Source organism: Halomonas sp. S3-1-1 (assembly GCF_023757625.1).
GTDB lineage: Bacteria > Pseudomonadota > Gammaproteobacteria > Pseudomonadales > Halomonadaceae > Vreelandella.
Genome location: NZ_JALGBZ010000003.1, coordinates 591,142 through 616,198 on the forward strand (window position 1 = coordinate 591,142; position 25,057 = coordinate 616,198).

General features: G+C 58.9%; 21 protein-coding genes and 1 other RNA gene. 9 read left to right on the forward strand and 13 right to left on the reverse strand.

Translation table 11 applies throughout. The features are described from left to right. Window positions 1–118 precede the first annotated feature (118 nt). A complete protein-coding gene (locus MQW23_RS12070) occupies window positions 119–2,806 on the forward strand; it encodes a bifunctional diguanylate cyclase/phosphodiesterase (RefSeq protein ID WP_252108340.1) in 2,688 nt (895 codons plus the stop codon). Window positions 2,807–2,828: 22 nt separating this feature from the next. Here the strand turns inward: MQW23_RS12070 and MQW23_RS12075 are convergent, their stop codons facing one another. Further along, window positions 2,829–3,578: a sulfite exporter TauE/SafE family protein gene (locus tag MQW23_RS12075; protein WP_252108341.1), complete on the reverse strand. Its 750-nt coding sequence runs from the start codon at window positions 3,576–3,578 to the stop codon at window positions 2,829–2,831. A gap of 496 nt (window positions 3,579–4,074) precedes the next feature. On the opposite strand from MQW23_RS12075, the gene MQW23_RS12080 reads away from it, so the two are divergent. Then, window positions 4,075–5,700, forward strand: a complete 1,626-nt coding sequence (locus MQW23_RS12080) for a methyl-accepting chemotaxis protein (protein ID WP_252108342.1) — start codon at window positions 4,075–4,077, stop codon at window positions 5,698–5,700. Window positions 5,701–5,783: 83 nt separating this feature from the next. Here the strand turns inward: MQW23_RS12080 and mgtE are convergent, their stop codons facing one another. From mgtE to MQW23_RS12115, 7 genes are all read right to left on the reverse strand, one after another. Further along, a complete protein-coding gene (gene mgtE, locus MQW23_RS12085; protein ID WP_252108343.1) occupies window positions 5,784–7,139 on the reverse strand; it encodes a magnesium transporter in 1,356 nt (451 codons plus the stop codon). Between the two features lie 228 nt (window positions 7,140–7,367). Continuing rightward, window positions 7,368–8,015 (reverse strand): 3-oxo-tetronate 4-phosphate decarboxylase, encoded by a 648-nt coding sequence (otnC, locus tag MQW23_RS12090; protein ID WP_252108344.1) that lies wholly within the window; start codon window positions 8,013–8,015, stop codon window positions 7,368–7,370. Beyond that, window positions 8,012–9,298, reverse strand: a complete 1,287-nt coding sequence (otnK, locus tag MQW23_RS12095; RefSeq protein WP_252108345.1) for a 3-oxo-tetronate kinase — start codon at window positions 9,296–9,298, stop codon at window positions 8,012–8,014. The genes otnC and otnK overlap by 4 nt, the downstream gene beginning before the upstream one ends. A 21-nt stretch (window positions 9,299–9,319) precedes the next feature. Continuing rightward, on the reverse strand, window positions 9,320–10,807 hold the full coding sequence (locus MQW23_RS12100; RefSeq protein ID WP_252108346.1) for a tripartite tricarboxylate transporter permease: 1,488 nt from the start codon (window positions 10,805–10,807) through the stop codon (window positions 9,320–9,322). Window positions 10,808–10,844: 37 nt separating this feature from the next. After that, window positions 10,845–11,312, reverse strand: a complete 468-nt coding sequence (locus tag MQW23_RS12105; protein ID WP_252108347.1) for a tripartite tricarboxylate transporter TctB family protein — start codon at window positions 11,310–11,312, stop codon at window positions 10,845–10,847. Window positions 11,313–11,406: 94 nt separating this feature from the next. Then, entirely contained in the window at window positions 11,407–12,375 is a 969-nt protein-coding gene (locus MQW23_RS12110) for a tripartite tricarboxylate transporter substrate binding protein (RefSeq protein ID WP_252108348.1), read from the reverse strand. Window positions 12,376–12,458: 83 nt separating this feature from the next. After that, window positions 12,459–13,751, reverse strand: coding sequence for a flagellar biosynthesis protein FlgA (locus tag MQW23_RS12115; RefSeq protein WP_252108349.1), 1,293 nt, complete (start codon window positions 13,749–13,751; stop codon window positions 12,459–12,461). Window positions 13,752–14,133: 382 nt separating this feature from the next. Here MQW23_RS12115 and MQW23_RS12120 point away from each other — a divergent pair, with 382 nt between their 5' ends. After that, window positions 14,134–14,808 (forward strand): GntR family transcriptional regulator, encoded by a 675-nt coding sequence (locus MQW23_RS12120; RefSeq protein WP_252108350.1) that lies wholly within the window; start codon window positions 14,134–14,136, stop codon window positions 14,806–14,808. 346 nt (window positions 14,809–15,154) lie between these two features. Here MQW23_RS12120 and ssrA read toward each other — a convergent pair. Beyond that, window positions 15,155–15,534: a transfer-messenger RNA gene (ssrA, locus tag MQW23_RS12125) on the reverse strand. Window positions 15,535–15,574: 40 nt separating this feature from the next. Next, complete coding sequence (gene smpB / locus MQW23_RS12130; RefSeq protein ID WP_252108352.1) at window positions 15,575–16,066, reverse strand: SsrA-binding protein SmpB; 492 nt, start codon at window positions 16,064–16,066, stop codon at window positions 15,575–15,577. 124 nt (window positions 16,067–16,190) lie between these two features. Here smpB and MQW23_RS12135 point away from each other — a divergent pair, with 124 nt between their 5' ends. Together MQW23_RS12135 and MQW23_RS12140 are read left to right on the forward strand one after the other, a co-directional pair. After that, the gene (locus tag MQW23_RS12135; protein ID WP_252108354.1) at window positions 16,191–16,625 is read left to right on the forward strand and encodes a type II toxin-antitoxin system RatA family toxin; all 435 of its coding nucleotides are present in this window, start codon (window positions 16,191–16,193) and stop codon (window positions 16,623–16,625) included. Further along, window positions 16,615–16,926 carry an RnfH family protein gene (locus MQW23_RS12140; protein ID WP_252108507.1) on the forward strand — a complete coding sequence of 104 codons (312 nt, stop codon included), beginning with the start codon at window positions 16,615–16,617 and terminating at the stop codon, window positions 16,924–16,926. Before MQW23_RS12135 ends, MQW23_RS12140 begins: the two co-directional genes overlap by 11 nt. Before the next feature lie 6 nt (window positions 16,927–16,932). Here MQW23_RS12140 and bamE read toward each other — a convergent pair whose 3' ends face one another. Then, window positions 16,933–17,433 carry an outer membrane protein assembly factor BamE gene (bamE, locus tag MQW23_RS12145; protein ID WP_252108356.1) on the reverse strand — a complete coding sequence of 167 codons (501 nt, stop codon included), beginning with the start codon at window positions 17,431–17,433 and terminating at the stop codon, window positions 16,933–16,935. A 72-nt stretch (window positions 17,434–17,505) separates the two neighbouring features. Between bamE and fur the strand changes: the two genes are divergently transcribed. Next, window positions 17,506–17,916, forward strand: a complete 411-nt coding sequence (fur, locus tag MQW23_RS12150; RefSeq protein ID WP_252108357.1) for a ferric iron uptake transcriptional regulator — start codon at window positions 17,506–17,508, stop codon at window positions 17,914–17,916. Between the two features lie 109 nt (window positions 17,917–18,025). Here the strand turns inward: fur and recN are convergent, their stop codons facing one another. Further along, window positions 18,026–19,699 (reverse strand): DNA repair protein RecN, encoded by a 1,674-nt coding sequence (gene recN / locus MQW23_RS12155; protein WP_252108359.1) that lies wholly within the window; start codon window positions 19,697–19,699, stop codon window positions 18,026–18,028. A 210-nt stretch (window positions 19,700–19,909) separates the two neighbouring features. On the opposite strand from recN, the gene grpE reads away from it, so the two are divergent. The 3 genes from grpE to dnaJ all read left to right on the forward strand — a co-directional run bounded on the left by grpE (window position 19,910) and on the right by dnaJ (window position 23,893). Beyond that, window positions 19,910–20,554, forward strand: a complete 645-nt coding sequence (gene grpE, locus MQW23_RS12160) for a nucleotide exchange factor GrpE (protein ID WP_252108361.1) — start codon at window positions 19,910–19,912, stop codon at window positions 20,552–20,554. A gap of 131 nt (window positions 20,555–20,685) precedes the next feature. Then, window positions 20,686–22,620: a molecular chaperone DnaK gene (gene dnaK / locus MQW23_RS12165; RefSeq protein ID WP_252108363.1), complete on the forward strand. Its 1,935-nt coding sequence runs from the start codon at window positions 20,686–20,688 to the stop codon at window positions 22,618–22,620. A 124-nt stretch (window positions 22,621–22,744) separates the two neighbouring features. Continuing rightward, window positions 22,745–23,893 (forward strand): molecular chaperone DnaJ, encoded by a 1,149-nt coding sequence (dnaJ, locus tag MQW23_RS12170; RefSeq protein ID WP_252108365.1) that lies wholly within the window; start codon window positions 22,745–22,747, stop codon window positions 23,891–23,893. Between the two features lie 66 nt (window positions 23,894–23,959). Here the strand turns inward: dnaJ and MQW23_RS12175 are convergent, their stop codons facing one another. Then, entirely contained in the window at window positions 23,960–24,904 is a 945-nt protein-coding gene (locus tag MQW23_RS12175; protein WP_252108367.1) for an HNH endonuclease, read from the reverse strand. Window positions 24,905–25,057 lie beyond the last annotated feature (153 nt).

Consider the following 25,057-nt stretch of genomic DNA (forward strand, 5'->3'; position numbering starts at 1 on the left):
GTCGCCTTATATGCCTTGTCAAAAGGCATGAAATACCTCTTTATACAGTGGAAAAGTGCTAGAGCTAAGCGGTAAAAACGTTGTTTTGACTGCGCTAATTCCAAGGGCGGATTTGCTGATGCAAAAAAAGGATGAGACGGCAGAAACCTTTCGTCAATTGGCCAGAGGATTCGGGCGCGAAGACGCCACGCGGTTTTACCTTTTAATGGCGGAAAAGCTGGCGCAGCTTCTACAAATGGACCATGTATTGATTGCCGTTTATTCGGGAGACCGCAGCGCTCAGGCCCTTGCTTTTTGGTCCCAAGGGCAAACCAGCAGTCACTTCACCTACTCGCTCGAGGGCACGCCCTGCGAGACCATTACCGAACACGCTCCCTGCCACTATTTTGAGAAGGTGCAGGCGCTTTTTCCTCAGGATGATCTGTTAAAGTCGCTCAACGCGCAAAGCTATGTAGGTTTTCCCGTTTTCGGCTCAAACAACGCACTGCTTGGGTTTATTGCGGTATTGGCTAACCGCGCCCTCATTTGGGGCAAGCTTGAAAACGATATACTCATGATCGCCGCCGCCCAACTGGGTACGGAGCTTGAACGCCGCGAAACCGAGCGCGCATTGAAAAAAAGCGAGCGGCTTGCTCGGGAAAGCGAGCGACGTTTGAATACGTTGCTTAACCATCTACCGGGTATGGCTTACCGCTGCCTCGATAATCGTCGCCGTGATCTAAAGCTCGTAAGCCTGGGCGCTCGGGCATTGACCGGCTATTCGGTCAGAGCGCTAAAAGCGGGGCAGGCAGTCACGTTGGGCAACCTGATTCACGATGAGGATCGTGAGCGGGTATTCGCTGAGTTAAATAACGCGCTCAAGGCGCAAAGCCCCTACCGGCTCGTTTACCGGCTTCGCCATCGTGACGGCTGCTACCGCTGGGTATGGGAGCAAGGTCAGGGCGTATTCGACTCCCGAGGCGCGACCGTTTGCCTGGAGGGATTCATTTGCGATATCACCGAGCAGCACGAATCCGTGCGTGTAAAAAACGCGGTTGTTCAAGTCGCCTCGTCGGTGACTTCACGGGTGAACGGGCACTATTTTAAGCAGCTGATCGCGACGCTTATTGCGCTGCTGGAGGCGGATGGCGGCTTTATTGCGCTGCTCGACCAGCCGCTGAGCCTTAAAACGCTTGAGTCACAGGCACTCGACGAGCACGTTGGTCGGGCGAGAGTCACCACGGAAAGTTTGGTCGTACGAGGTATATCGCTACCGGCGCACACTTTTGACCTTTTCGGCTCCCCCTGCGAGCGTGTCGTTCTCGAGCAGGAGGCGGTCGTTCAAGACAGCGGTGCCATGGCACTGCCAGCGGTCGAATTCTGTGCCAAGGCTTGGATCGGGCGGCGGCTCGATAACGCCGCGGGCGAGGCGATCGGCGTCATGATGGTGTTTTACCAGACGCCACTCAGCGCCAACGCTTTCGCCACCTCGGTGCTGCGAATTCTCTCTAACGGCGCCGCCGCGGAGCTCGAGCGTCAGCGCGATCATCGCCGCATCGAGTATCTGGCCTATATCGATACCACCACGGGCCTGCCCAACCGAGCCAGGTTCATGGAGCGTTTGACCGCCTTTACCGTACGCGTTCATGCCCTGTCGCTTGTGCTGCTGGATATCAAGGATTTTCGTGAGATCAATGATCTTCACGGCCACGCGGTGGGCGATGAGCTGTTGATCGCCGTCGCAGGACGGCTTCAAGCAGGCGCGCCAACTGGAGCGTTCATCGCGCGTCTATCGAGCAATGAGTTTGCGGTGCTCTTTGACAAGGCGGAGGGCAAGGCGCTCGACACAACAGCCCTACAGTTAGAAAACGCGGTGTGTCAGCCCGTATGCCTCAATCACCTGACGCTGTTGATCGGGATCAATATCGGTCTGGCGCATTACCCCGACACTGTCGAAGCGCCTGACGATCTTTTCAATGCCGCCACCCTAGCGCTGCATCACGCCAAGCGCACAGCCCAGACTCGCTGTCGCTATCAGCCGGCGCTGCGTGTTGATATCCAGCGCCGCCAGGAGCTCACCGAGCGTCTACAGTTGGCCATCAGCGAGCAAACCCTGGAGCTTTACTTTCAGCCGCAGCTGGATCTTGTCAGCGGCGAGCTGGCCGGGGCAGAAGCGCTGTGCCGCTGGTACGATGCTCAGTGGGGCTGGATCAATCCTTGCGAGTTCATCGTGCTGGCCGAAGAGCGCGGGCTGATCAACCCGCTGGGCGAGTGGGTGCTTGGCCAGGCCGCTGCCCAGCTCAAGGCCTGGGCGGGTGCGGGCACACCGCTGACGGGGCGCCTGTCGGTCAACGTTTCTGCTCAGCAGTTCGCCAACCCGCAGCTGTTGGAGAAGGTGATGCGATTGACCCAAGGCGTTGCGCCGCAAGCGCTCGGTCTGGAGCTAACGGAAAGTGCCGTCATGCGCAGCCCGGATCAGGCCGTACTGACGACGCAAGCGCTGCGCGAGGCGGGTTATACCATTGCCATCGACGATTTCGGCACCGGCTACTCCTCGCTCTCCTACCTGCGCCGCTTTGCCGCGGACGTACTAAAGATCGACATCTCGTTCGTGCGCCATATCGTCGATAATCCGCAAGACCAGGCCATCACTCAAACCATCATCGATATCGCCAAAACCCTGGGGATCAAGCCGCTGGCCGAAGGCGTCGAAAGTGAGGCCCAAGCGCGGTTGCTCACCGAGATGGGTTGTCATCAAGGGCAGGGAGACTGGCTGGGCGAGCCGCTTGATCGCGATGCGTTTGCAAGGCGGTGGCTGGGTGCCTGAGCCAAGCGGCGAATAAGCTTATTTAGAAAGCCCCGAGCGCCTGACCGATCAGGTTGGCGCCCACCAGCAGCATGGCGACGATGACCAATCGGTAGAACAGCACGTCGTTGACCCGGCTTTGCAGCCAGAGCCCGCTACGCACGCCAATCCACGCCACGGGCACCAGCAAGAGCGACGCCCATGCGCTGGTCAGATTGACTTCACCGAGCCATACGTAAGGCCCTAGTTTGATGGCGTTGACGATGGCAAAGGCCACCGCGCAAGTGGCGATAAAGGTCTCTTTCTCAAGTTTGCGCGGCAGTAAATACACGTTGAGCGGCGGCGCGCCGGCGTGAGCGATGAAGCTTGTGAAGCCGCAAACGCTGGCCGCCGGTAGCGCCCAGCGTGTCGAGATGGGCTTGCTGGCCACGGGTTTGAATAACATGTATATCGCGAACACCAGCGATAATCCCCCCAGTACCAGCCGCACGCCCTGATCGCTCAGATTTCCGAACAACAGCGTTCCCACTGCCACGCCAATGAAAAGCCCCGGCAGAAAGCGCCACACTTCCGCCATGTCGTGCTTGCCCCACCACACCTTTACTGCGAACACGTCCATCACCAGCAGCAGAGGCAGCAAGAGCCCCGCCGCTTGGGTCGGGCTGATTACAAGCGCCATCAGCGGTACCGAAAGCGTCCCGAAACCACCGGCAAACCCACCCTTGGAGACGCCGGTCAAATAGACCGAAAAGATGATGAGCAGCCAAGCAAGAGGTGAAAAATCGGGGAGCATGGAAGCCTTGGCGGTTGAGCACGACTTATGAGATCGCGAGTTCATCGATAAACGATAAAAAATGCTAGAGCAGTGGTGGCCATATATCAAGTACCGCACTTGTTTAAAGAAGTTACTTTTTTCCGTTTTAACGTTTTCTCATAGTTTTTAACAAACATTGGAATAGTGTCATTTTATTAAAGTTACTGGTTTTAGGTGATTGGGCGGATGTTCTCCCAACAAGGTGTGAACAATTGTGAATACACCTCGTTGATGCGTCTTAAGTCGTTGTGTATTGGTTTTTTTAGTCCTATCGTTCAAGTGCGGTGAATGGCACGCTCTCGCCATTCATCGATATATGACGTCAATTGAAGAGCGTCATGGTGCCAGCCTTAACGAAAGTAAATAACGATGAAGATGATGGTCGAGTTGAAAGTTCCCCGACTTTTAACGCCTGCTTGTCATGGCTATCTATCAATCGTTTGCCTTCCCTGAACTTGTTAAATGGAATAACCCAATGAACTTCAGAAATCTGTCTATCAGTAAACAGATTGGCCTTGGATTCTTGATTTCGATCCTGTTTCTCGTGCTGACCGGCGTGCTGAATTCGCTCAGCCTGAGTAGCGCCAATACCACCATGAACTCTCTTTACAACGATCGTATCGTGCCCTTGCAGGGGCTCAAGCATATTTCCGATGCCTATGCGGTCGATGTAATCGATAGCGTCAACAAGGCCAACTCCGGATTGATCAGCGCCGAGCAGGCGCGCGAGACGGTTCGGAACGCGCGTGAGGAGATCGACGAGCAGTGGCAGGCCTACCGGGCAACGGCATTGACCGCCGACGAAGCGGCCATTGCCAGCCGGGTCGAAACACTCTTCGCTCCTGCCAATCGCGCACTCGACGCGCTCGAGCAAACGTTGGCACCGCTGTCCGGTCAGATCGAAGGACGCCTCGATGCGCATGACGGCATGCTTTATGCCTTTATTGACCCGGTCAGCGGCGCGGTCAATGAGCTGATCGAAGAGCAGTTAGTGGCTGCGCAGCGCGGCATGGAGCAAGGTGAGGCCCAGTATCACCAGGCGATGCTTTCCACCCTAGTGCTAGGCGTGCTGGCGGTATTGGTCTCGATCATTGCGGCGGTGGTCATCACCCGGGGCATCACCCGGCCGCTTGGCCAAGCCGTCGAGCAGTCGAAGGCCGTCGCAGCGGGGGATCTATCCGCCAGCGTTGAGCCGCGCTCGACCAATGAAATCGGTCAGCTGCTGCTGGCTCAGAAGGCCATGGTTGAGAGTCTCGCCCAGGTGGTATCCGATGTGCGTCGCAACGCAGAAAGTGTCGCGACCGCGAGCGCGCAGATCGCCCAAGGCAACGTCGATCTGAGTCAGCGTACCGAAGTACAATCCTCGGCGCTCGAGCAGACCTCCGCCTCGATCGAGGAGATGGGCTCCAGCGCGACGCAGAATGCCGACAATGCCATGAATGCCAACCAGCTTGCCTCGGGTGCCAGCGCGGTCGCTCGTCAGGGCGGCGAGGTCGTAGGGCAGGTCGTTCAGACCATGCGCGACATCAACGAAAGCAGCAGCCAGATCAACGATATCGTCGGGGTGATCGACAGCATCGCCTTCCAGACCAATATTTTGGCACTAAACGCCTCGGTCGAGGCGGCGCGCGCCGGCGAGCAAGGACGTGGCTTCGCCGTAGTGGCCAGCGAGGTGCGTAACCTGGCCCAGCGCAGCGCCGAGGCGGCCAAGGAGATCAAGTCCTTGATTGGCGTCAGCGTCACGCGAGTCGAGAAAGGCACTCACCTCGTGGATCAGGCGGGCGCGACCATGCAGGAGATCGTTACCTCCATCCAGCACGTGAGCGATATCGTAGGAGAGATCAGCAGTGCGAGCAGCGAACAGAGTTCGGCGGTCAGCCAAGTGAGCCAGGCCATTAGTCAGCTCGATCACACCACTCAGCAGAATGCGGCTCTCGTGCAGGAATCCGCCACGGCCGCGGCCAGCCTCAGAGACCAGGCCCATGAGCTGGTGGTGGCCGTGGAGAAATTCACGCTGTCGAATGAGGCCCCGGGTAAACACGAAGGCCCACTGATTGCGCAGCGCGGTGCGACCAATGTTTTACCTGCCCCGGCGTTCTAAGGCACCTGCATAGGGGCTCAGGCTCGGGCCCCGCGCGTGGCAGGGCCTGAGCGCCGTGTGGATGGCGATAGCTTGGCAATAGCTTAAAGAATGATCACCGTCGCCAGTCCTAGAAACGAGAGAAAGCCCACCACGTCGGTCACGGTGGTCAGGATGACGGCACCCGAAAGCGCCGGGTCGATGCTCAGGCGCTTGAGAATGAGCGGGATCAGCACGCCCGAGAGATTCGCCAGGCTCATATTAATGAAAATCGCCAGCGAGATGACCAGCGTGATCAGCATCTCGCCAAACCAGAGATACGAGATCGCGCCGACCACAAGCGCCCAGACCAGGCCGTTGCTCATGCCGACCCAAAGCTCCTTGTTGTAGAGCCAGCGCTTGTTGTTGCCGGCCAGTTGACCAAGCGCCAGGCCGCGAATCACCACCGTCAACGTCTGGCTACCGGCGATACCGCCCATGCTGGCGACGACCGGCATCAAAATCGCCAGCGCCACGATCTGATCCAGCACCGCTTCGAACTGGCCGATGACGAAGGCGGCTAAAAAGGCGGTCATCAAGTTGATGCCGAGCCAAATGCCGCGGCTTTTGGCACTGCGCACGATGGGGGTGAATACCTCCTCCTCATCGCTGACCCCGGACATGTGTTTGAGCGTCATGTCCGCATCGTCCTGGGTGATTTCCAGCACGTCGGCGGTGTTGAGCTGGCCTACCAGCAGGCCGTCGCTATCGCACACCGGCGCGAAAGGAAGCTCCTTGGAACGCAGTAGGGTCGCGGCATCGCTGATTTTCATCTGGTCGTTCAGGGTGAAGAAATCGTCCATGAACTCATCGACGATCGCCTCCTGGGGCTGTTTGATCAGATCGATCAGCGTGACCGTACCCAGCAGGCGCTTGTCCTTATCGGTCACCATGATCTGCTGCGACTCCTCGTCGAGCAGGTGATGAATACGGATATAGCGCTGCACTGCCTCCAGCGACACCCCTTGCTTCACGTTCACCGTTTCCGGATCCATGTAGCGGCCCACGACGTCCTCTTCGTAGGCGTGCAGGTTCTCTACCTGGGCGCGAATGTTGTCATCCAGACTGGCATAAACGGTCGTCTTGACGTCTTCGTCGGCGACCTCGAGCACTTCGGCCACGTCCTGGGCATCCAGCCCCCGGACGAGATTTTCGATATCGCTGACCGACAGATCTTCCACGTAGTCGGCGCGAATATCCTCATCGACACTCGCCAGCACCTCACCGAGCAGCGTCTCGGGAATATACGCCCATAGCAGATTGCGGGTTTTGGCGGGAAAGGACTCGAGCAGCCGCGCAATGTCCCATGCGTCGAGCTCGTTAAACAGCGCGCTTAGCGCCTCGGTGTCCTCATCGTCGAGGCGCTGCTGAAGGTAGAGCAGCTGCTCCTCGGCGTTGGTGTATTTTTCTTCCTCGTCCATAGGGTCCCTCCCTGGGCACTGGCGGGTGGAAGCCGATCACGTCGTGGGCGGATGGCTTTCATGTCAGTTTATGGCTCGAACGGCTTGAAAGCCATACGGTTCGGGCGATGGGGTGCTAAGAATAACGAGGGTGCGCAGAGAGGAAGTACCCGAAAATAAAAAAAGCGAAGTGGGCGGCTTCGCTTTTTAAAGAGGGCTTGTGATTAAGGCGTTTGAGCGATGAGTTTTTTAGTCGCGCGGATAGCGTGCTTCGAGTTCAGCGACCTGCTCCGGCGTCAGGATGCGCGGGTTTTCACCACGTAGCAGCAAAAACAGCTTCGCGGTTTCCTCTAGCTCCTCGGTGGCGTAGACTGCCGCTTCCAGATTCTTACCCGCTACGACCGGGCCGTGATTGGCCAGCAGCACGGCGCTATGCTGACCCGCCAGTCCGCGCACTGCATCGCCCAGTTTTTCGTCCCCCGGAACGTGATAGGGCACAAGCGGCAGTTTGCCTACGCGCATGGCGTAGTAGGCGGTGATGGGAGGAATGCAGTCGCAAGGGTCGATACCGGGCAGGCAGGACACCGCGACCGAATGTGTCGAATGCAGGTGGACGATCGCACCGGACTGCGGGCGCTCGTCGTACATGGCGGTGTGTAAGAAGTGCTCCTTGGTCGGCTTGTCACCGCTCAATAGCTGCCCGTTTGAATTCAGGTGCGATATGCGCGCGGGGTCCAACCGGCCAAGGCAGGCGTTGGTCGGCGTCATGAGCCAGCCGCCGCTTTCCAGGCGCACGCTGATATTGCCGCTCGAGCCCATGGTCAGGCCCCGATCGAACAGCGATTTTCCCAGCGTACTGATCTGCTCGCGCAGTTGATTGTGCTCGTGAATACTCATGGCAACACCTCGAAGGCCCGGGTGAAAAAGTCGACGCCGCCGAAGTTACCCGATTTCAGCGCCAGCGAAAGCGGCGCCGAGTGAGCCTCGAGCTGGGCCTGCGTCCAGGGAACGCCTGGGTCGATCTGCTCGCCGATGCGAAGCGCGGTAATATCGAGAGCGGACACCACGGCGCCAGAGGTTTCGCCACCGGCGACCAGTAGTCGCCCCACGCCCTTGGCGACCAGCGCGGCCGCCAGCTTACCAAGCGCCTCTTCGACCAGATGACCGGCCTTGTCCACACCCAAGCGTGACTGGGCAGCCTTCACTCTTTCCGGATCGGCGGAGGCGTAAATCAGCACCGGCGCGTTTTGCTCGATACGCGAAAGCGCGAAGGCGTAAGCCTCGCTCCAGTGCCCTTCGCCTTCCGCCAGTGCCAGCGGGTCGATGGCGAAGCCGCCGCCCGGATTGCGCGTCAAAAAGTCGTCGACCTGGGCGAGGGTCGCGCGCGAGCAGCTTCCCGAGAGCACCAGAGCGCGTCCGGATGCGGGCTCGAGCCAGCCAGGCTCTGAAATCTCTGCAAGCCAGCCCTTCTGGCGATACTGTGCGGGCAGAGCCTGACCCAGGCCGGAGCCGCCGGTGACCAGCGAAAGCTCGACGGTGGCGCTGGCCAGTGTTTCTAGGTCGCTGTCATCCACGCTATCGCAGATCACGTGGCGCACGTCGTTGGCGCTCAGGTCGGCCAAGCGCTGACGCGTGGCTTCACTTCCCTGGGCCAACACCGCGCGGCTGATCAATCCCACGGCGTGGGGCGTCTGGCGAGAAAGCACGCGTACCAGGTCCGCATCGGTCATGGGGGTGAGCGGATGATGCTGCATGCCGCTGTCGTTTAAAAGCCGGTCGCCGACGAACAGGTGGCCCTGATAAACCGTGCGGCCGTTGATCGGAAAGGCCGGCACCATGACGGTTTGGGCGGCGCCCAAGCGCTCGAGTAGCGCGTCGGCAACCGGGCCGATATTGCCCTGGTCGGTTGAGTCGAACGTCGAGCAGTACTTGAAGAAAAGCTGGCGAGCGCCAAGCTTATTCAGCCATTCCAGGGCCGCCAGCGAATCGGCTACGGCCTCGTCGACGACGCAGGAGCGCGACTTCAGCGCCACGATGACGGCGTCGACGTCGTTCAAATCAGGCAGGGTCTCCGGCACGCCGATCACCTGTACGCAGCGCATGCCGCCGCGTACCAGGTTATTGGCCAAATCGGTGGCGCCGGTGAAATCGTCGGCGATGGCGCCCAGTACGATGGTCATAGCATTCTCCAAAATCCGGGCTTAAGAAGCCGTTTGGCGACGGGCACGCTTGATGAGCGGCATGACGAGTGTGGCCGTCAACAAGACAAGCGCTACGGCAAGAAGCGTGGCGCTGATCGGACGATCAAGGAAGATATCGAAGCTTCCCTGAGACATCGACAGTGAGCGGCGCAGCTCGCTCTCTGCGATGGGGCCGAGCACGAGTCCCAGAATGATCGATACCATGGGAAAGTTGATTTTTTCCAGCAGATAACCCATGACCCCGAAACCGAGCATCAGCCAGACATCAAACATGGAGTTACGCACTGAATAGGTGCCCACGATGCAACACATGATGATAATCGGGCCGAGCGCCGAGTAGGGTACGTTCAGAAGCTTTGTGAACAGCACGATGAACGGCTTGGAAAAAAGCAGGATCATGAAGTTGACGATGAAAAGCCCAGCGAATACTGCATAGATCAGATCGCTGCTGGTGAGCATAAACATCGGCCCTGGCTGCAGGCCGTGCATGATAAAAGCGCCCAGAATGACCGCGGTGGTACCGCTACCAGGGATACCGAGTGCGAAAAGAGGCACCAGCGCCCCCATGGCGGCGGCATTATTGGCAGATTCCGGCGCCGCGATGCCTTCCGGGGCACCCTTGCCGAATTTCTCGGGATGTTTGGACCAGCGCACCGTTTCGCTATAGCTGACCATGGCGGCGGTGCTCGCGCCGATACCCGGCAGAATGCCGATGATCACCCCGATGATCGAGGAGCGCGACAGGGTGGTACCGATCTGGCGCAACACCGGTAGATCGAAAATCTTGACCTTCACTTTCGTGAGCGGCTGATGGCTTTCGTGGTCCAGCGTGCGCTTCATGACCTCAGAAACGGCAAACAGCCCCACGATAACCGGAATCAAGCCGACCCCTTCCGCGAGGTTGAGGTTGCCGAAGGTGTAGCGGCTGGTGCCCGTCAGGGGGTCGATACCGATGGTCGCAATGAAAAGCCCCAGCGCGGCGCCGATCAGACCAAAAATTAGGCGCCCGCCCAGCGAGGCCACTACTGTCAGCCCGAGCACGGCCAGTGCAAAGTACTCCGGCGACGAAAACTTGAGTGCCATGTTGGCCAAAATCGGGGTGAAAATGATCAGCGCGATGGTACCAACGATCCCGCCGATGGCCGAGCTCAAAACGCCGATACCCAGCGCCTTGCCCGCCTCGCCGCGCTGGGTCATTGGGTAGCCATCGAAAGCGGTCATGACGGCCTCTGGGGTTCCCGGCGCGCGATAGAGAATGGCGGTGATCAGCCCCGAAAACACCGTGGCTCCATAGATCGCGGTGAGCACCATGAAAGCGGTGGTCGGCTCCATGCCGTAGGTAACCGGCAGCAAAATGACGACCAGGATCACGCCGCTGATACCTGGAAGCGCGCCGCCGATAAAGCCGATAAAGACGGCAGAGGTCAAAAGTAGCAGGTTCAGTGGCTGCATCACCACGGCTAACCCGCCCAAGAAATGTTCAAACATGATCGACTTCCTGAATTGAGGGTGTAGTGAGTCAGCCTTATGGCATGGGAATGCCTAGCAGAGAGACGAAAACGCCCTGCATCAGCACGGCGGCGACGACCAGCGTGATGGCAATGGTCATCCACGAGCGGGCCCCGAGTAGCACCGTACCGGCTAGCGTGAATACCAGACTCGCCACGAGAAAGCCGACGGCTTGCATCAACAGTGTGTAACCGATGGCGGCGGCGATGAACCACCAGTGGCGCGTACGTCCTATCGAAAAAGCCCCTTTGGCACTGGGCGCTTTCTCTTCGGTATTCTCGTCGCCGCGGCGGCGGTCACGCCAGGTCAGCGCTAGTAGCACGATACCCAGCACGAACAGTATGGCGAGCAGCGTCAAGGGCCAGACCCGAGGGCCGATAAAGGTAGAGACCTGGGCGGAGCCTGGGAACTGCAGTGTGGGATACAGCCCCGCGATTGCGAGTAACACGATCCCCAGTGCGAAAAGAGTGATCCTGGCGTGCATGGCAAATCCTGAGGGGATATGGGAAGACCGGCCCAGGATGGGGCCGGTCTTTAGGACGACTAAAGAGCGAAGCGTAACGCGTAACCGCGTCGCCTCATTCGTTTTCCAGCAGGCGCGAGTAAAGCGTGAAGTTGTTTTCCAAACGCTGACGATATTCGTCACCGTTCATCCAGCCCTCGCGGTAGTCGAGATTGACGCGCTCGGCGTACGACTGGTACTCCTCGGAGTCGTAAACTTCCTTGAAGGCCTCTTCCAGGCGCTGAACGATCGGCGCAGGAGTATCGGCATTGACGAACACGGCGCGGTCGTTGCCATCGGTCAAATCCCATTCATACTCCACCGTGGTGGGGGTATCAGGATAATCCTCCAGGCGCTCATCGCTAAAAATCAAAATCGGTGCCATCTGACCGGCGTCGATATAGCTCAGAAGCGGACTTAGCGAAGTGGTCGTTGCATCGATATTACCGCCGAGTACGTTCGCGGTGGCGTTACCCGTGCTGTCGTAGGGAATGAAGTTCATGTCCAGACCCGAGGCATCCACCAGCGATAAAAATGCCATGTGATCCGGGCTTGCCGTATGTGTGCCGCCGATCGTCACTTCGCCTGGATTCTCTTCGGCGTACTGCTTGAACGCCTCGAAATCCTCGAAACGTTCCGGATTGACGAACAGCGCCATGACGTCAGACTGCATGCGCGCCACGGGCGTCAGCTGATCCAGCCCGACCGGATTTTGCCCGGCGGCAAGTGAGGTGATCAGCGTCGTCGAAGCGAAGTCCAGCGTATAGCCATCGGCCTCACCGTTCGCCGTGCGCTGGTGCGCCAGCGCCCCTGATGCTGCGGGCAGATTGATCACCGTGATACGCGCACCGCCGACCGCCTCCTCGAACATCGGGCGAACGACGCGGGCGAAGTTATCGGTGCCGCCGCCGGCGCCGGCGGCTACCAGAAACTGGATCGGCTTACTGGGGTAAGCGTCTGCGTCTTCGCTGGCCTGAGCGGTGGTAGCACCACCCAGCAGCGCAAGTCCGAGAGCGGCGTACTTGATAGGGAAGTGAGTTGGCATCGTATTCTCCAAAGCGGTTGTTATTGCTTTTAGCGGCTATGCACGTGAAAAAAGGGCAACGATAGACGTCGCCCAAGCGGAAATCAGGACGCTTGTCCGGCAAAAAGCTCGTCCTGCTTGAGGCGAAGCTCTTTCAATTTGCTCGCCGGCAGCTCGACATCGGCAAGCGTAATCGGCTGACCGGCCTCGATATCACGGATGACGTTTGCACCGGGAAGCAGATAAAACGGTACGTTGGCACTACCGGCTAGCGCGTTTGCGGGATGAATCTCCGGGCGCAGACCTTCGATGTGGCGGTGATGACCCTTCATTTCGAGCAGCTGACCGGCGGCAATGGCCTGAGTGGCACGCGCCGTTAGGTCGAACCTGGGCGTCGTGGCCTGGCCACCGCCGGACGTAAGGCCGTTTAGCACGACATCGAGAAGCGATATGGGCGCTTCGAGCCCCAGCAGGTGGCGTGGCAGATACACCATGGCGCTGTCGCCGCTCTGGCTTAAAACGTGACCCTTATCGCGGAGCAGCTGCCAGACGTGCGGGTCTTCACAGCGCACCACCACGAAAACGCCGCCGGCGAAGCTCAGCTCATCCGGGCGCCGCAGGCAGTTAAAGACCTCCAGACGCCGGTTGCCCTGAAGCATGCCGCCGTGGGCTTGGGTATCGAGCAGCGTCGGTACTTCGATGGTTCTCAGCACCATCGCATGAAATTCGGGCAAATCGGGCTGAAGGCCGGTGGCGTTAGCCACGTTGACCATTTCACACAAGTCAGGCACCGAGATTTGCGGGATGGCAGAAAGCGCGTCGCGCCGGCTCTCGATCGTGGAGCGAGCATCCGTGTTGTCTAGTGTCCAAAGCGCCGCCATATCCGCCGCGTCGTACTCAGTTCCGTTACAGGTGACTATGTTCTTTGACTCGTCCCAGATAAAGTCGTATTCACTGCTCTTGCCTGCCGAGATGATCTCGAACCCGAGGGTTTCGGCCCATGTCAGTAGCCCGATCAAAAGGCTGGGCTGGTCACCGTCGAGTGGCGTGAAAAGTACGCCATGCTGTTGAGCCAAGCGCGTAAGATACGGGCCAACGACTGACTCGGTCTCCTTGGTAGCGATACCGACATGCTTACCCGCTAGTATCGCGCTTTCAGCATACCGAGCACCGACGTCCGGAATACCGGTCGATTCGACGAGAATATCGAAGGGGAGCGTTTGCACGGTATCGAACGCCGCGGTGGCAATGAAAAAGCCCTGCGACCATGCGTTTTCCGCTTCGTCACGAGAATGGCATACCATTATGTCGCTGTCGTCGACGCCCGCATGTTTGAAGGCTTGCGCCGCGCGTTCGGGATTGATGTCGATCGCGATACGAGCGGATAGTCTCTTCATTTGACGTGCCTGGCGAAGTACGCCACGGCCAAAGTCGCCTGCCCCGGCAATACAGGCTTCTACTGTTTTATCGCTTTCAAAATGGTTCAAGTAGTTCATGGCTAAAGATTATTTCCTGGCAGGGCAGTGAAGAGTTCGTATGCGGTCGAATGCGAATCGATTGTTCGGCCGCAAAGCAGGCGATGATTGGTTGAAGGAATGTTGTGGTATACCATTTGAGAGGTCAACGAAGCGAAGCTACTACTTTAGTATCGAGTGGTTTTTTATAGTTATAAGTGCATGAATAAAAAGATAATTAAATGCTCTGTGATCATCGGTTAAATTTGAAAGGTACTTTTTGGTATGCCAATCTTGCTCATCCCTAACAAAAGTGAATAACGCCATGGAAGAGACCGCTCAAACTACGCATGCCGGGCTAGTAGAAAAGGTGGCTCACTACCTGCGTGAGCATATCGTGATGGACCATTTTCAGCCGGGCCAGCGTCTGCCTGAGCGCACGCTTGCCGTTGAACTCAACGTCTCGCGCACGCCCTTGCGCGAGGCGCTGAAGATTCTGGCTGCCGAGGGCCTTGTGGTGATCTCGCCCAACCGGGGCGCCGTGGTGGCCGATGTCAGCGCGGCGGACATGAAGGAAAAAGCGTACGTTTTGAGCGTGCTGGAGCAGGCGGCGGCGGAGCTCACCTGTGCGGTAGCCTCCGATGACGACATTGCCGAATTTCAGGCGCTACATTACGAGATGAAAGCAGCGTTCGTGAGGCGGGACCGGCAAAACTATTTCCGCTTGAACCAGGATATCCACAACCGGATCGTGTCGCTTTCAGGTAACTCGACGCTGATCGATATGCACGCGAATTTGAGCCGACAGCTTTACCGTGTTCGCTATCTGTCGAATCAAAGAAACGAAAAGTGGGCAACGGCCATGGAGGAGCACGAAGCGATTTTGGCAGCGCTGGAGGCGCGCGACGGCAAGCGAGTAGGTTACGAGCTGCGTAATCACTTGGGTAAAACCTGGATCAAGTACGCCAATGGTGAGGCAGTCAGCCCTGGCAGCGGGTAACATTCGCACGTTCCCCGAAGGAAAATTTACAGCTACGTTTCGTTCTTTCTTATAAATGGCCGCACCTTCGCCATCATATCCGTCATGACTTGGTCCAGCGGCTTGTGATGCTGGTTCACCGCTGCGTGCAGCACAGTTTAAGTACCTACACTCGCGCGCTCTTCATTACCCATGCTTTCGGGTAGCTACTCTTTTTGACGTATCGCATTGATGACGCGTTGGTTCATGGGGGTGGGGCTTCGAGCGGATTTCCTTGCGGGGAGAAGCAATAGGTGGGTGCCCGGAGCGGCAGCGTTTTTCTCGGACACAAAAAAAGCACCTGAAGGTGCTTTTTTTGTGGGGTGTCTGGTGGAGGCGGCGGGAATTGAACCCGCGTCCGCCAGCACTCGCCCATTGGCTCTACATGCTTAGATTTCGTCTTTTGCTTTAGCGCGACTGGCTCCGACGATCAGGATCCAGCTACGCGAGCCTTCTAAAGTTTAACGGTTGACGAGAAGACACCGCCAACCGCGGTCCTATCAGCTTTAGCTCATATCCCCTTGGCGATGAATAGGCACATCACCGCAGGGCCAGACAAGAAGCTAGCAGGGTTTAAGCTGCCAGCGCGCCTTGAGCGTAGTTTTCGTCGTTTGCGACTATTTTTCGTGATGTGGTATTTACGAGATACATCACGCTCTCGGCATGCACCGCAGGGTTTGTCACCGGCGTCGAAACCATGTCGCCCCCAGAACTGAACATTCTAACGTGCTCAACAGGAATTGACCAGCTACGCGCGGTTATGTTCCCGCATGATTCGTCCTTTTTGACGACTCCAGTCGCGATCCTTCTCGGTGGCACGCTTGTCGTGCAGCTGTTTACCGGTCACCAATGCCAGCTCGCACTTGACCATGTTGCGCTTCCAGTAGAGCTTTAGCGGCACGCAGGTGTGGCCCTTATCCTGAGTGACCGAGAAGATTTTGGCGATCTCCTTGCGGTGAAGCAGCAGTTTGCGCGTGCGGGTCGGGTCGGCGATCTCGTGGGTGCTGGCGGTGTTGAGCGGCATGATGTGACTACCGAGAAGGAACGCCTCGCCGTTACGCACCAGAATGTAGGTGTCGGTGAGCTGCGCCTTGCCCGCGCGCAGGCTTTTGACTTCCCAGCCAGCCAGCGACAGACCCGCCTCGAAGGTTTCGTCGATATGGTATTCGAACCGCGCCTTCTTGTTTTGAGCGATCACGCTGCTGCTGGGGCCCTTGGTCTTGCCTTTCTTAGTGGCCATGAAACCTCATCGTTAATCTGTCGGTAGCCCCCTTCGTTATTGGGGGAGGCGTGATACCATTCAAGGTCTGAAATAATGTTTCCCATGATACGCTGTGGGCACTGTGAAGTCAGCGGAGAGGTCAATGCCAACCGTTAATCGTTCCGCCCTGGTGCGGCACACCCCCCAACAGATGTTCGATCTGGTCAACGACTTCGAACACTACCCGGAATTTTTGCCCGGGTGTCGCCGCGCCCGGCTGCTCGAGCGCGACGAGTCGCACCTGATTGGCGAAATGACGCTGGGCCGTGCCGGCGTCGAGCAAACCATCACTACACGTAATGACCTTTACGCACCGGAGCGTATCGAGCTTTCGCTCGTCGACGGACCGTTCAAGCGCCTAAAAGGGCGGTGGCTGTTCACTCCCATGGGCGAGGACACCTGCAAGGTTAGCCTGGAAATGGAGTTCGAGTTCGCCAATCGGCTGCTGAGCATGGCCTTTGGCAAGCTGTTTCAGCAAATTGCCGGACAGCTGGTCGATGCGTTTACCAAGCGTGCGGATGAGCGCTATGGCCGCTGAGCCGCTGTTTGCCGTCGAGGTGGCGTTTGCCACCCCCGCCAAACAGCATCTGGTCGTGGTCGAGGTCACCCCCCAAACCACCGCCCGAGAAGCCGTCATTCAAGCCAGCCTCCCGGCGCTGTTTCCTGAACAGCCAGACGAGATGTTTGCCCACGCCCCTTTGGGTATCTTCGGCAAGGCGCTACGCGAGCCGCAGCGCCACACGCTGAATCCGGGCGATCGCATTGAGGTGTACCGCCCGCTCGAGATCGACCCGAAGGCTGCCCGCCTGGCGCGTGCCGAGCGCCAGGCGAAGCGTTAGCCTCTTTTAGTCCGTCACGATGACCGGGGTTGGTTCCGGCGTGGCGGCAGGGGTGGCCGCCGGCGCGTTTTCCGGGGTCGGCGTCGGCGTTTGCTGATTCGGCGTCAAGAGCGGCATCAGCGGGTTTTCGGCCTCAGGCGCCGGGCCGGCACCGTGATTGGCGCTGACCGACGGTGAGCGGGAAAGATCGCCCTGCTGCTCGATGTTCACGAGCCGGCCAGAGTCATCGAAGGTCAGCGTGACGCGGCGCTGCTCGACCCCGGCGTACGCCTTGTCCAACCGGTAGACGTAGTCCCACTCGCGGGAGTCGAAGGGGGCCTCCAAAAGCGGGCGCCCCATGACGTAGGTGACCTGTTCCTGGGTCATACCCGGCTGTAGCTGGCTGACCATTTCCTGGGTCACCAGATTGCCTTGGGGGATGTCGCGCTTGTAAACGCCGACATAGCTGCAGCCGCTGACGACGGTCAGGGCAACGGAAAGCGTGATGATACGAGTCAATTTTTGCATTTGGGCCTGTTCTTCACTATCGTGGTTTCGGTCGATGATACCCGACCTAACCTGTTACTGCGAAGAGCAACCATGGCCGATCAGAACCATGAACTACGCAAAGCCGGGCTAAAAGTGACCCTGCCGCGTGTCAAGATCCTGCAGATTCTCGAAAATGCTTCGGGCCAACACCACCTTAGCGCAGAAGAAGTGTATAAAACACTGATCGATGCGGGCGAGGATGTGGGGCTTGCGACTGTCTACCGTGTACTGACTCAGTTCGAGTCGGCAGGCCTTGTGATTCGTCACAATTTCGACGGTGGCCATGCGGTATTCGAGATGACCCAGGAAGACCACCACGACCACATGGTGTGCCTGGAAAGCGGTGAGATCATCGAGTTCGTCGATGAGGTCATCGAGCGCCGTCAGCAGGAGATCGCCGAAGAGCACGGCTTCGAGCTGATCGACCACGCGCTGGTGCTCTACGTGCGTCCCAAGTCCTGATACGCACAGCGCCACCGGCACCGGATATACAATAAAAACGGTGCACGCCAAAAAAACGCCCCTGCCGCGATCGCGGCAGGGGCGTTTTGGTTTATAAAAGGCCGCTTTTTCAGTGTGGCGGGCGCTGGCTGGCATTGAGCATTTCGCGGGCGTGGGCCAGCGTCTGCTCCGAGAGTTTGACTCCGCCCAGCATGCGCGCCAGCTCGCTCACCCGGCCTTTTTCGTCGAGCAGCGCCATGTGCGTCAGGGTGCTGTCGCGCTTGGCCTGCTTTTCGATATGCAGATGTTGGTGCGCCTGAGCGGCTACCTGGGGCAGGTGAGTGACGGTCATCACCTGGCCTTTTTCCCCCAGCCGGCGCAGTAGCTGGCCGACGATCTCCGCCGTAGCGCCGGAGATACCCACATCCACTTCGTCGAACACCAGGCTCGGAATGGTGGAGTGGCTGGCCGCGACCACCTGGATCGCCAGGCTGATGCGCGAAAGCTCGCCGCCGGAGGCGACTTTCGTCAGCGGGCGGGCCGGCTGGCCCGGGTTGGCGCTGATCAAAAATTGTACCTGGTCCAGCCCGTCCTGAGCGGGCGTTTCTCGGCTCGATACGGCCACTTCGAAGCGCGCCTTGCCCATGGCCAGAAACGCGAGCTGCTGCTGCACTTCCTTGCCCAGCTTACCGGCGGCTTTTTGGCGCGCCTCGGAAAGCGTCCGGGCGTTTTGACGGTAGCGCTCGCGGTACTCGGCGACCTGGCTGCTCAGCGCCTCGATATCTTCATCACTCGCTTCCAACTGGGCCACCTCACGGGCCAGCGACTGGTGTAGCGCGAAAAGCTCTTCCGGGGCGACGTGATGCTTGCGCGCGATGCGGTGCACATCCGCAAGGCGCTCGTCGACCCACGTCAGGCGCTCCGGGTCGAGCTCCGTGGCGCTGGCGAAGCGTGCCAGCTCGCCGGTGGCCTCTTCGACCTGAATACGCGCATCCGAGAGCATGGCCAGCGTGTTGGCCAGCACGCCCTTGTCGCTACCGGGCAGGGCGCTGAGCCGGGCGTGCGCCTGGTTGAGCAGCGAAAGCGCGCCGCCGTCGTCGCTTTCGCAGCACTCCACGGCGAACTGGGTTTCACGCAGGGTCTCCTCGGCGTGGGCAAGCGTGGACTGCTCCTCTTCGAGCACCTCGAGTTCACCTTCGCCAAGCGCCAGCTGGTCGAGTTCCTCGACCTGATAGCGCAAGAGCTGGCGCCGCGCCTCGACTTCGCTACCTGCTTCGCTGCGCTTTTTTAGCCGTGCGCGGGCAGCGCGCCACTCCTTGAAGGTTTCGGCCAGCGCCTGACGCTTGCCCTTGAGCCCGGCGTAGTCGTCCAGAAGCGCCAGGTGGGTCTCTTCGCGCATCAGCGCCTGGTGGGCGTGCTGGCCGTGAACCTGAATCAGAAGCTCGCCGAGCGCCTTGAGATCGGCGATGGTCGCCGGCTGGCCGTTGATCCACGCCTTCGAGCGGCCGCTGGCGGTCACTACACGGCGAAGCAGGCACTCCTGGGAGGAGAGCTCACGCGCCTCGAGCCATTCAGCCGCGGCGGGCAGGCGGGCGATGTCGAAGCTGGCCGAAAGATCGGTGCGTTCACGGCCGTGGCGAACGCTTCCCGCCTCGGCGCGCTCGCCCAGGCAAAGCCCCAGGGCGCCGAGCAGGATGGATTTACCCGCCCCGGTCTCCCCGGTGATGGCGGTCATGCCGTCGGTCAAATCGAGTTCCAGACGGTCAACGATGGCGTAATCCTGAATGACGAGCTGCGTCAGCATAGGGCCTCCCAGGCAGGGCTCTATAGAAACTGGATGCTTATACAATGATTGATGTTTTATACAGTAGTCGATAACTCACTTCAATGCCCCTTGAGATGCCAAACAAGGCCCCCATATAGCGTGCATACGCATTAATGAACCCGTTTATCTCAAACCGTTCATCTCAACCAGCGGGCGCTCAAGCGCCGCGACCGCATTCAGGAGTACGGCATGGCGAAAGAACCGCAAACCCCGATCGATGACGAGCTGGCCCGCCAGGAGCAGGAAGCCGAGGTAACCGAGCAGGCGGATGAAGAGCGCCTGGTCGAGGGCGATCTCGAAGGCGTGCTGGACGACGAGTCGCCGCTGGGTACCGAGGCGTTCGACGAAGGCGTGAGCAACCCGGAAGCCGAAGTGCTGGCGGCCCGCGTCGAAGAGCTCGAACAGAGTCTTTCCGAGGCGAAGGATCAGTCGCTCAGAGCGTCTGCCGAGGCTCAGAACGTGCGCCGCCGCGCCGAAGCGGAGGCGGAGAAGGCGCGCAAGTTCGCCCTCGAGAAGTTCGTCAAGGAGCTGCTGCCGGTGGTAGATAGCCTGGAAAAAGCGCTCGAAAGCATGCAAGAGGATGCCTCTGATGCGCACCGTGAAGGCGTGTCCATGACGCTCAAAATGCAGCTCGACGTGCTCAACAAGTTCGGCGTCGAGAGCGTCGAGCCCAACGGCGAGCCTTTCGACCCGCAGGTTCATGAGGCCCTGACCATGGTGCCCAACCCGGAACTCGAGCCCAACACGGTAATGGAAGTCGTGCAGAAGGGGTATCTGCTCAACGGCCGCCTGGTGCGCCCGGCGATGGTCGTGGTCAGCCAGAAAGCGGGCTAGTCGAGTTGGGGGATAATGCAAATTCCCCCCTTGAAAAGTTCATGGCGGCCCCCAGATAAAGGCCAACCCGCGGTAATCACCGCAGACCGATTGCAACAGTTTTTGTCACCACCGAATTCGAGGTTTTTGCTATGGGACGTATTATTGGTATTGACCTGGGCACCACCAACTCTTGCGTGGCGGTTCTCGACGGCGACAGCGCCAAGGTTATCGAAAACGCTGAGGGTGGCCGCACGACACCCTCCATCATCGCCTACACCGATGACGGTGAAACGCTGGTCGGCCAGTCCGCCAAGCGCCAGGCGGTCACTAACCCGGAAAACACCCTGTACGCCATCAAGCGTCTGATCGGCCGTCGTTTCAAGGACGACGTCGTTCAAAAAGACATCAAGATGGTGCCGTACAAGATCGCCGAAGCCGATAACGGCGACGCGTGGGTCGAAGTCAAAGGCAAGAAAATGGCACCGCCGCAGGTCAGCGCGGAAGTGCTCAAGAAGATGAAGAAGACCGCCGAAGACTACCTTGGCGAAACTGTCACCGAAGCGGTTATTACCGTACCGGCCTACTTCAACGACAGCCAGCGCCAGGCAACCAAGGATGCTGGCCGCATCGCCGGTCTCGACGTCAAGCGCATCATCAACGAGCCGACCGCTGCCGCACTCGCTTACGGCATGGACAAGTCGCGCGGCGACAAGACCATCGCAGTGTATGACTTGGGTGGCGGTACCTTCGATATCTCCATCATCGAAGTGGCCGACGTCGACGGCGAAACCCAGTTTGAAGTACTCGCCACTAACGGCGACACCTTCTTGGGCGGCGAAGACTTTGACCTGTCGCTGATCAACTACCTGGTCTCGCAGTTCAAGTCCGACAGCGGCATCGACCTCTCCGGCGACAACCTGGCCATGCAGCGCCTGAAAGAAGCTGCCGAGAAGGCCAAGATCGAGCTCTCCAGCGCCCAGCAAACCGATGTGAACCTGCCGTACATCACTGCAGACAACACCGGTCCGAAGCACTTGAACGTGAAAGTGACGCGCGCCAAGCTCGAATCGCTGGTCGAAGAGCTGGTTCAGCGCTCGCTCGAGCCGTGCAAAATGGCGCTGAAAGACGCCGGTCTCTCCGCATCTGAAATCGACGACGTCATCCTCGTCGGCGGTCAGACCCGTATGCCGCTGGTTCAGCAGAAAGCCGCTGACTTCTTCGGTAAGGAAGCGCGCAAGGACGTCAACCCGGACGAAGCCGTGGCCGTGGGTGCTGCGATTCAGGGTGGCGTACTGGGTGGCGACGTGAAAGACGTGCTGCTGCTCGACGTAACCCCGCTGACGCTGGGTATCGAAACCCTCGGCGGCGTCATGACCCCGCTGATCGAGAAGAACACCACCATCCCGACGAAGAAGACCCAAACCTTCTCCACCGCGGATGACAACCAGACGGCCGTGACCATCCACGCCGTGCAGGGTGAGCGTAAGCAGGTCTCGCAGAACAAGTCGCTGGGTCGTTTCGACCTTGCCGACATTCCGCCGGCACCGCGCGGTGTACCGCAGATCGAAGTGGCCTTTGATCTGGACGCCAACGGCATCCTGAACGTCTCTGCGAAAGACAAGGCGACGGGTAAAGAGCAGTCCATCGTCATCAAGGCTTCCAGCGGCCTGTCGGACGAAGAAGTCGAGCAAATGGTGCGCGACGCCGAGGCTCACGCCGACGAAGACAAGAAGTTCGAAGCACTCGTGCAACTGCGTAATCAGGCCGACGGCATGATCCACGCCACGCGCAAGACGCTGGAAGAAGCCGGCGACAAGGCGACCGATGAAGAGAAGCAAAACATCGAAACCGCCATCAGCGACCTGGAAGCGGCGGTCAAGACCGACGACCAGGACGACATTCAGAAGAAACTGGATGCGCTGACCGAAGCCTCTGGCCAGCTCGCCCAGAAGATGTATGCCGAGCAGGCGGATGCGTCTCAGGCCGCGGAAGGTCAGGACGGCGAACAGGCCCAATCCAAGCCGGAAGACGACGTCGTCGACGCCGAGTACGAAGAAGTCAACGACGAGCAGAAGAAGCAGTAAACGCTCTTTCTGTAAGGATCGCAGCAACGCGGGAGCCAGCTCCCGCGTTGCTGTTTCCAGGACCAAAACGATGATCACGGTTCGTACCGTCAAGAGCATACCCTAACCAGGAGGCGTAGGACCCATGTCCAAGCGCGATTACTACGAAGTCCTGGGTGTCGAAAAAGGGGCCGATCAGAAAGAGATCAAAAAGGCCTACCGCCGCCTGGCGCAAAAATTCCACCCTGACCGTAACCCGGATGACGAAACCGCCGCCGAGAAATTCCGCGACGTATCCGATGCCTACGAAGTACTCAGCGACGAGCAAAAGCGCGCCGCTTATGACCAGTTCGGCCATGCCGGCGTCGACGGTCAGGGCGGAGGCGGCTTTGGCGGCGGCGGTGCCGGCGCGGGGGATTTCAGCGATATCTTCGGCGACGTGTTTGGCGACATCTTCGGCGGTGGCGGCGGGCGTCGTCGCGGGCCCAATGCGCCGGCGCGCGGCTCGGATCTACGCTACAATCTGGAGCTCGATCTGGAAAACGCGGTCGCCGGCACCACCGTCGACATTCGCGTGCCGCGCCATGTCACTTGTGATCGCTGCGATGGCGATGGCGCCGAGCCGGGCACCAGCAAGGACACCTGCCCGACCTGTCAGGGCATGGGTCAGGTACGCATGCAGCAGGGCTTTTTCGCCGTGCAGCAGACCTGCCCGACCTGTCACGGGACCGGCATGCAGATCAAGGTGCCGTGCCACAAGTGCAACGCGGAAGGCCGCGTGCGCGAAACCCGCACGCTCTCGGTCAAGATTCCGCCCGGCGTGGATACCGGCGACCGCATTCGCCTGAACGGTGAAGGCGAGTCTGGTGTGAACGGCGGCCCGGCCGGCGATCTTTACGTGCAGGTGGCGATCAAGTCGCACCCGATCTTCCAGCGCGACGGCAAGCACCTGCAGTGCGACGTGCCGATCAACTTCGTCGACGCCTCGCTCGGCGGCGAGCTGGAAGTACCGACGCTCGACGGCCGCGTGAAGCTCAAGATTCCGCCGGAAACCCAAACCGGCCGGCTGTTCCGCCTGCGCGGCAAGGGCGTGAAGCCGGTTCGCGGCGGCGCCCCGGGCGATCTGCTCTGCAAGGTGGTGATCGAGACCCCGGTGAATTTGAACGAAGAGCAAAAGGACCTGCTGCGCCAGCTCCAAAAGAGCTTCGACGACAGCAACAGTCACAGCCACTCGCCGAAGAAAACCGGTTTCTTCGACAGCGTGAAGAAGTTCTTTGAAGAGATGAAGCCGTAAGGCTAGCGTCTTGAAAGAAAAAGCCCCGCCATTGCGAATGTCGGGGCTTTTTTATTGTTTGTAAAATTATCGCTGTAGTCGCTCAAATCTCCAAGCCAAGGCCTTCTCGTCCGGCCGAAAGACCGGTTCGCGCGGGACGACTAACGGCTGTCCATCGAGGCAGTATAGCCAGCGATTATCATCGACCAGGCGATCGATCCGCTTGCTGACATGCCATTTCAAATCGGGACCCGGAGCGATCAAATGATGATCCATTGCCCAGTGTAGGTCGCGAGTCAGGGCCAGACCGTTTACCGGACGATCATCCTGGCTCACTGCAAAAGGAATGAGGTGGGCGGCTTCGGTTAGATACCGGTAGTCGGGGGTTATATAGCGAAGTCTGCTGGCGGCACACCGGTAATCGTAGGCCTCCAGCACGAGAGTGCGAAAGGCAGCTGAGCGAGCGTATCGTTGAAAGCTTTCTCGTACAGTACCCTTGAGCTTCTGGGGGTTTCTTACATATTCACCACTGTCCAAGGCGAGACGGGTATACGTGCGTAACCGCTTCTGAGCTTCCAAGTCCTGGTGAAAGTAACGAGCAATAAGAATATCGCCGGCTTTCCAAGCATACTCCTGACTCTTGAAGGCGTTATAAAGCGCGCTGTCGAGATAAACTGCGACGAACCGCTCTTTTAAGCTTTTAAGCGACTTTGGTTGCCCAAGCTGGCCGACATGCTGTTCCAGGCCACTCTTGAAAATAGGTACCCACAGGCTGCCTGAAGGGCCCTTGTCGGATCGCAGGTGCCATAGCGGCAGGTGAGGGTTTGCCGCCGCTCGATCATTGGTAGCTGCTTCGTAAATATCAAAGTAGCGAGCGATCAAGCGTTCATTGATATCGATCCGGGGCGAATCAACGTAGCCACTTTGTATCTCACATATAACGGCCATTAAAAGACATGGTTTATTGGGCGCAGGTTTGCCTTTGCTTTTTCCAACGTTCAGCTTTTCCAGGCTACCCAATAGCTCATTCATGCTTAGGCCCCCAAGCAACTTGTTAAACATCAAAAGTTCGTGCCACGGAAATTTAAGCTTTTGATTGTAAAGATGTACGTTTTTCGGGAGAAGACTCTTGTCTGGTTTTTGAAGCCCCGTTCATCGATAATTCCTCCCCTTTATTAGTATTTA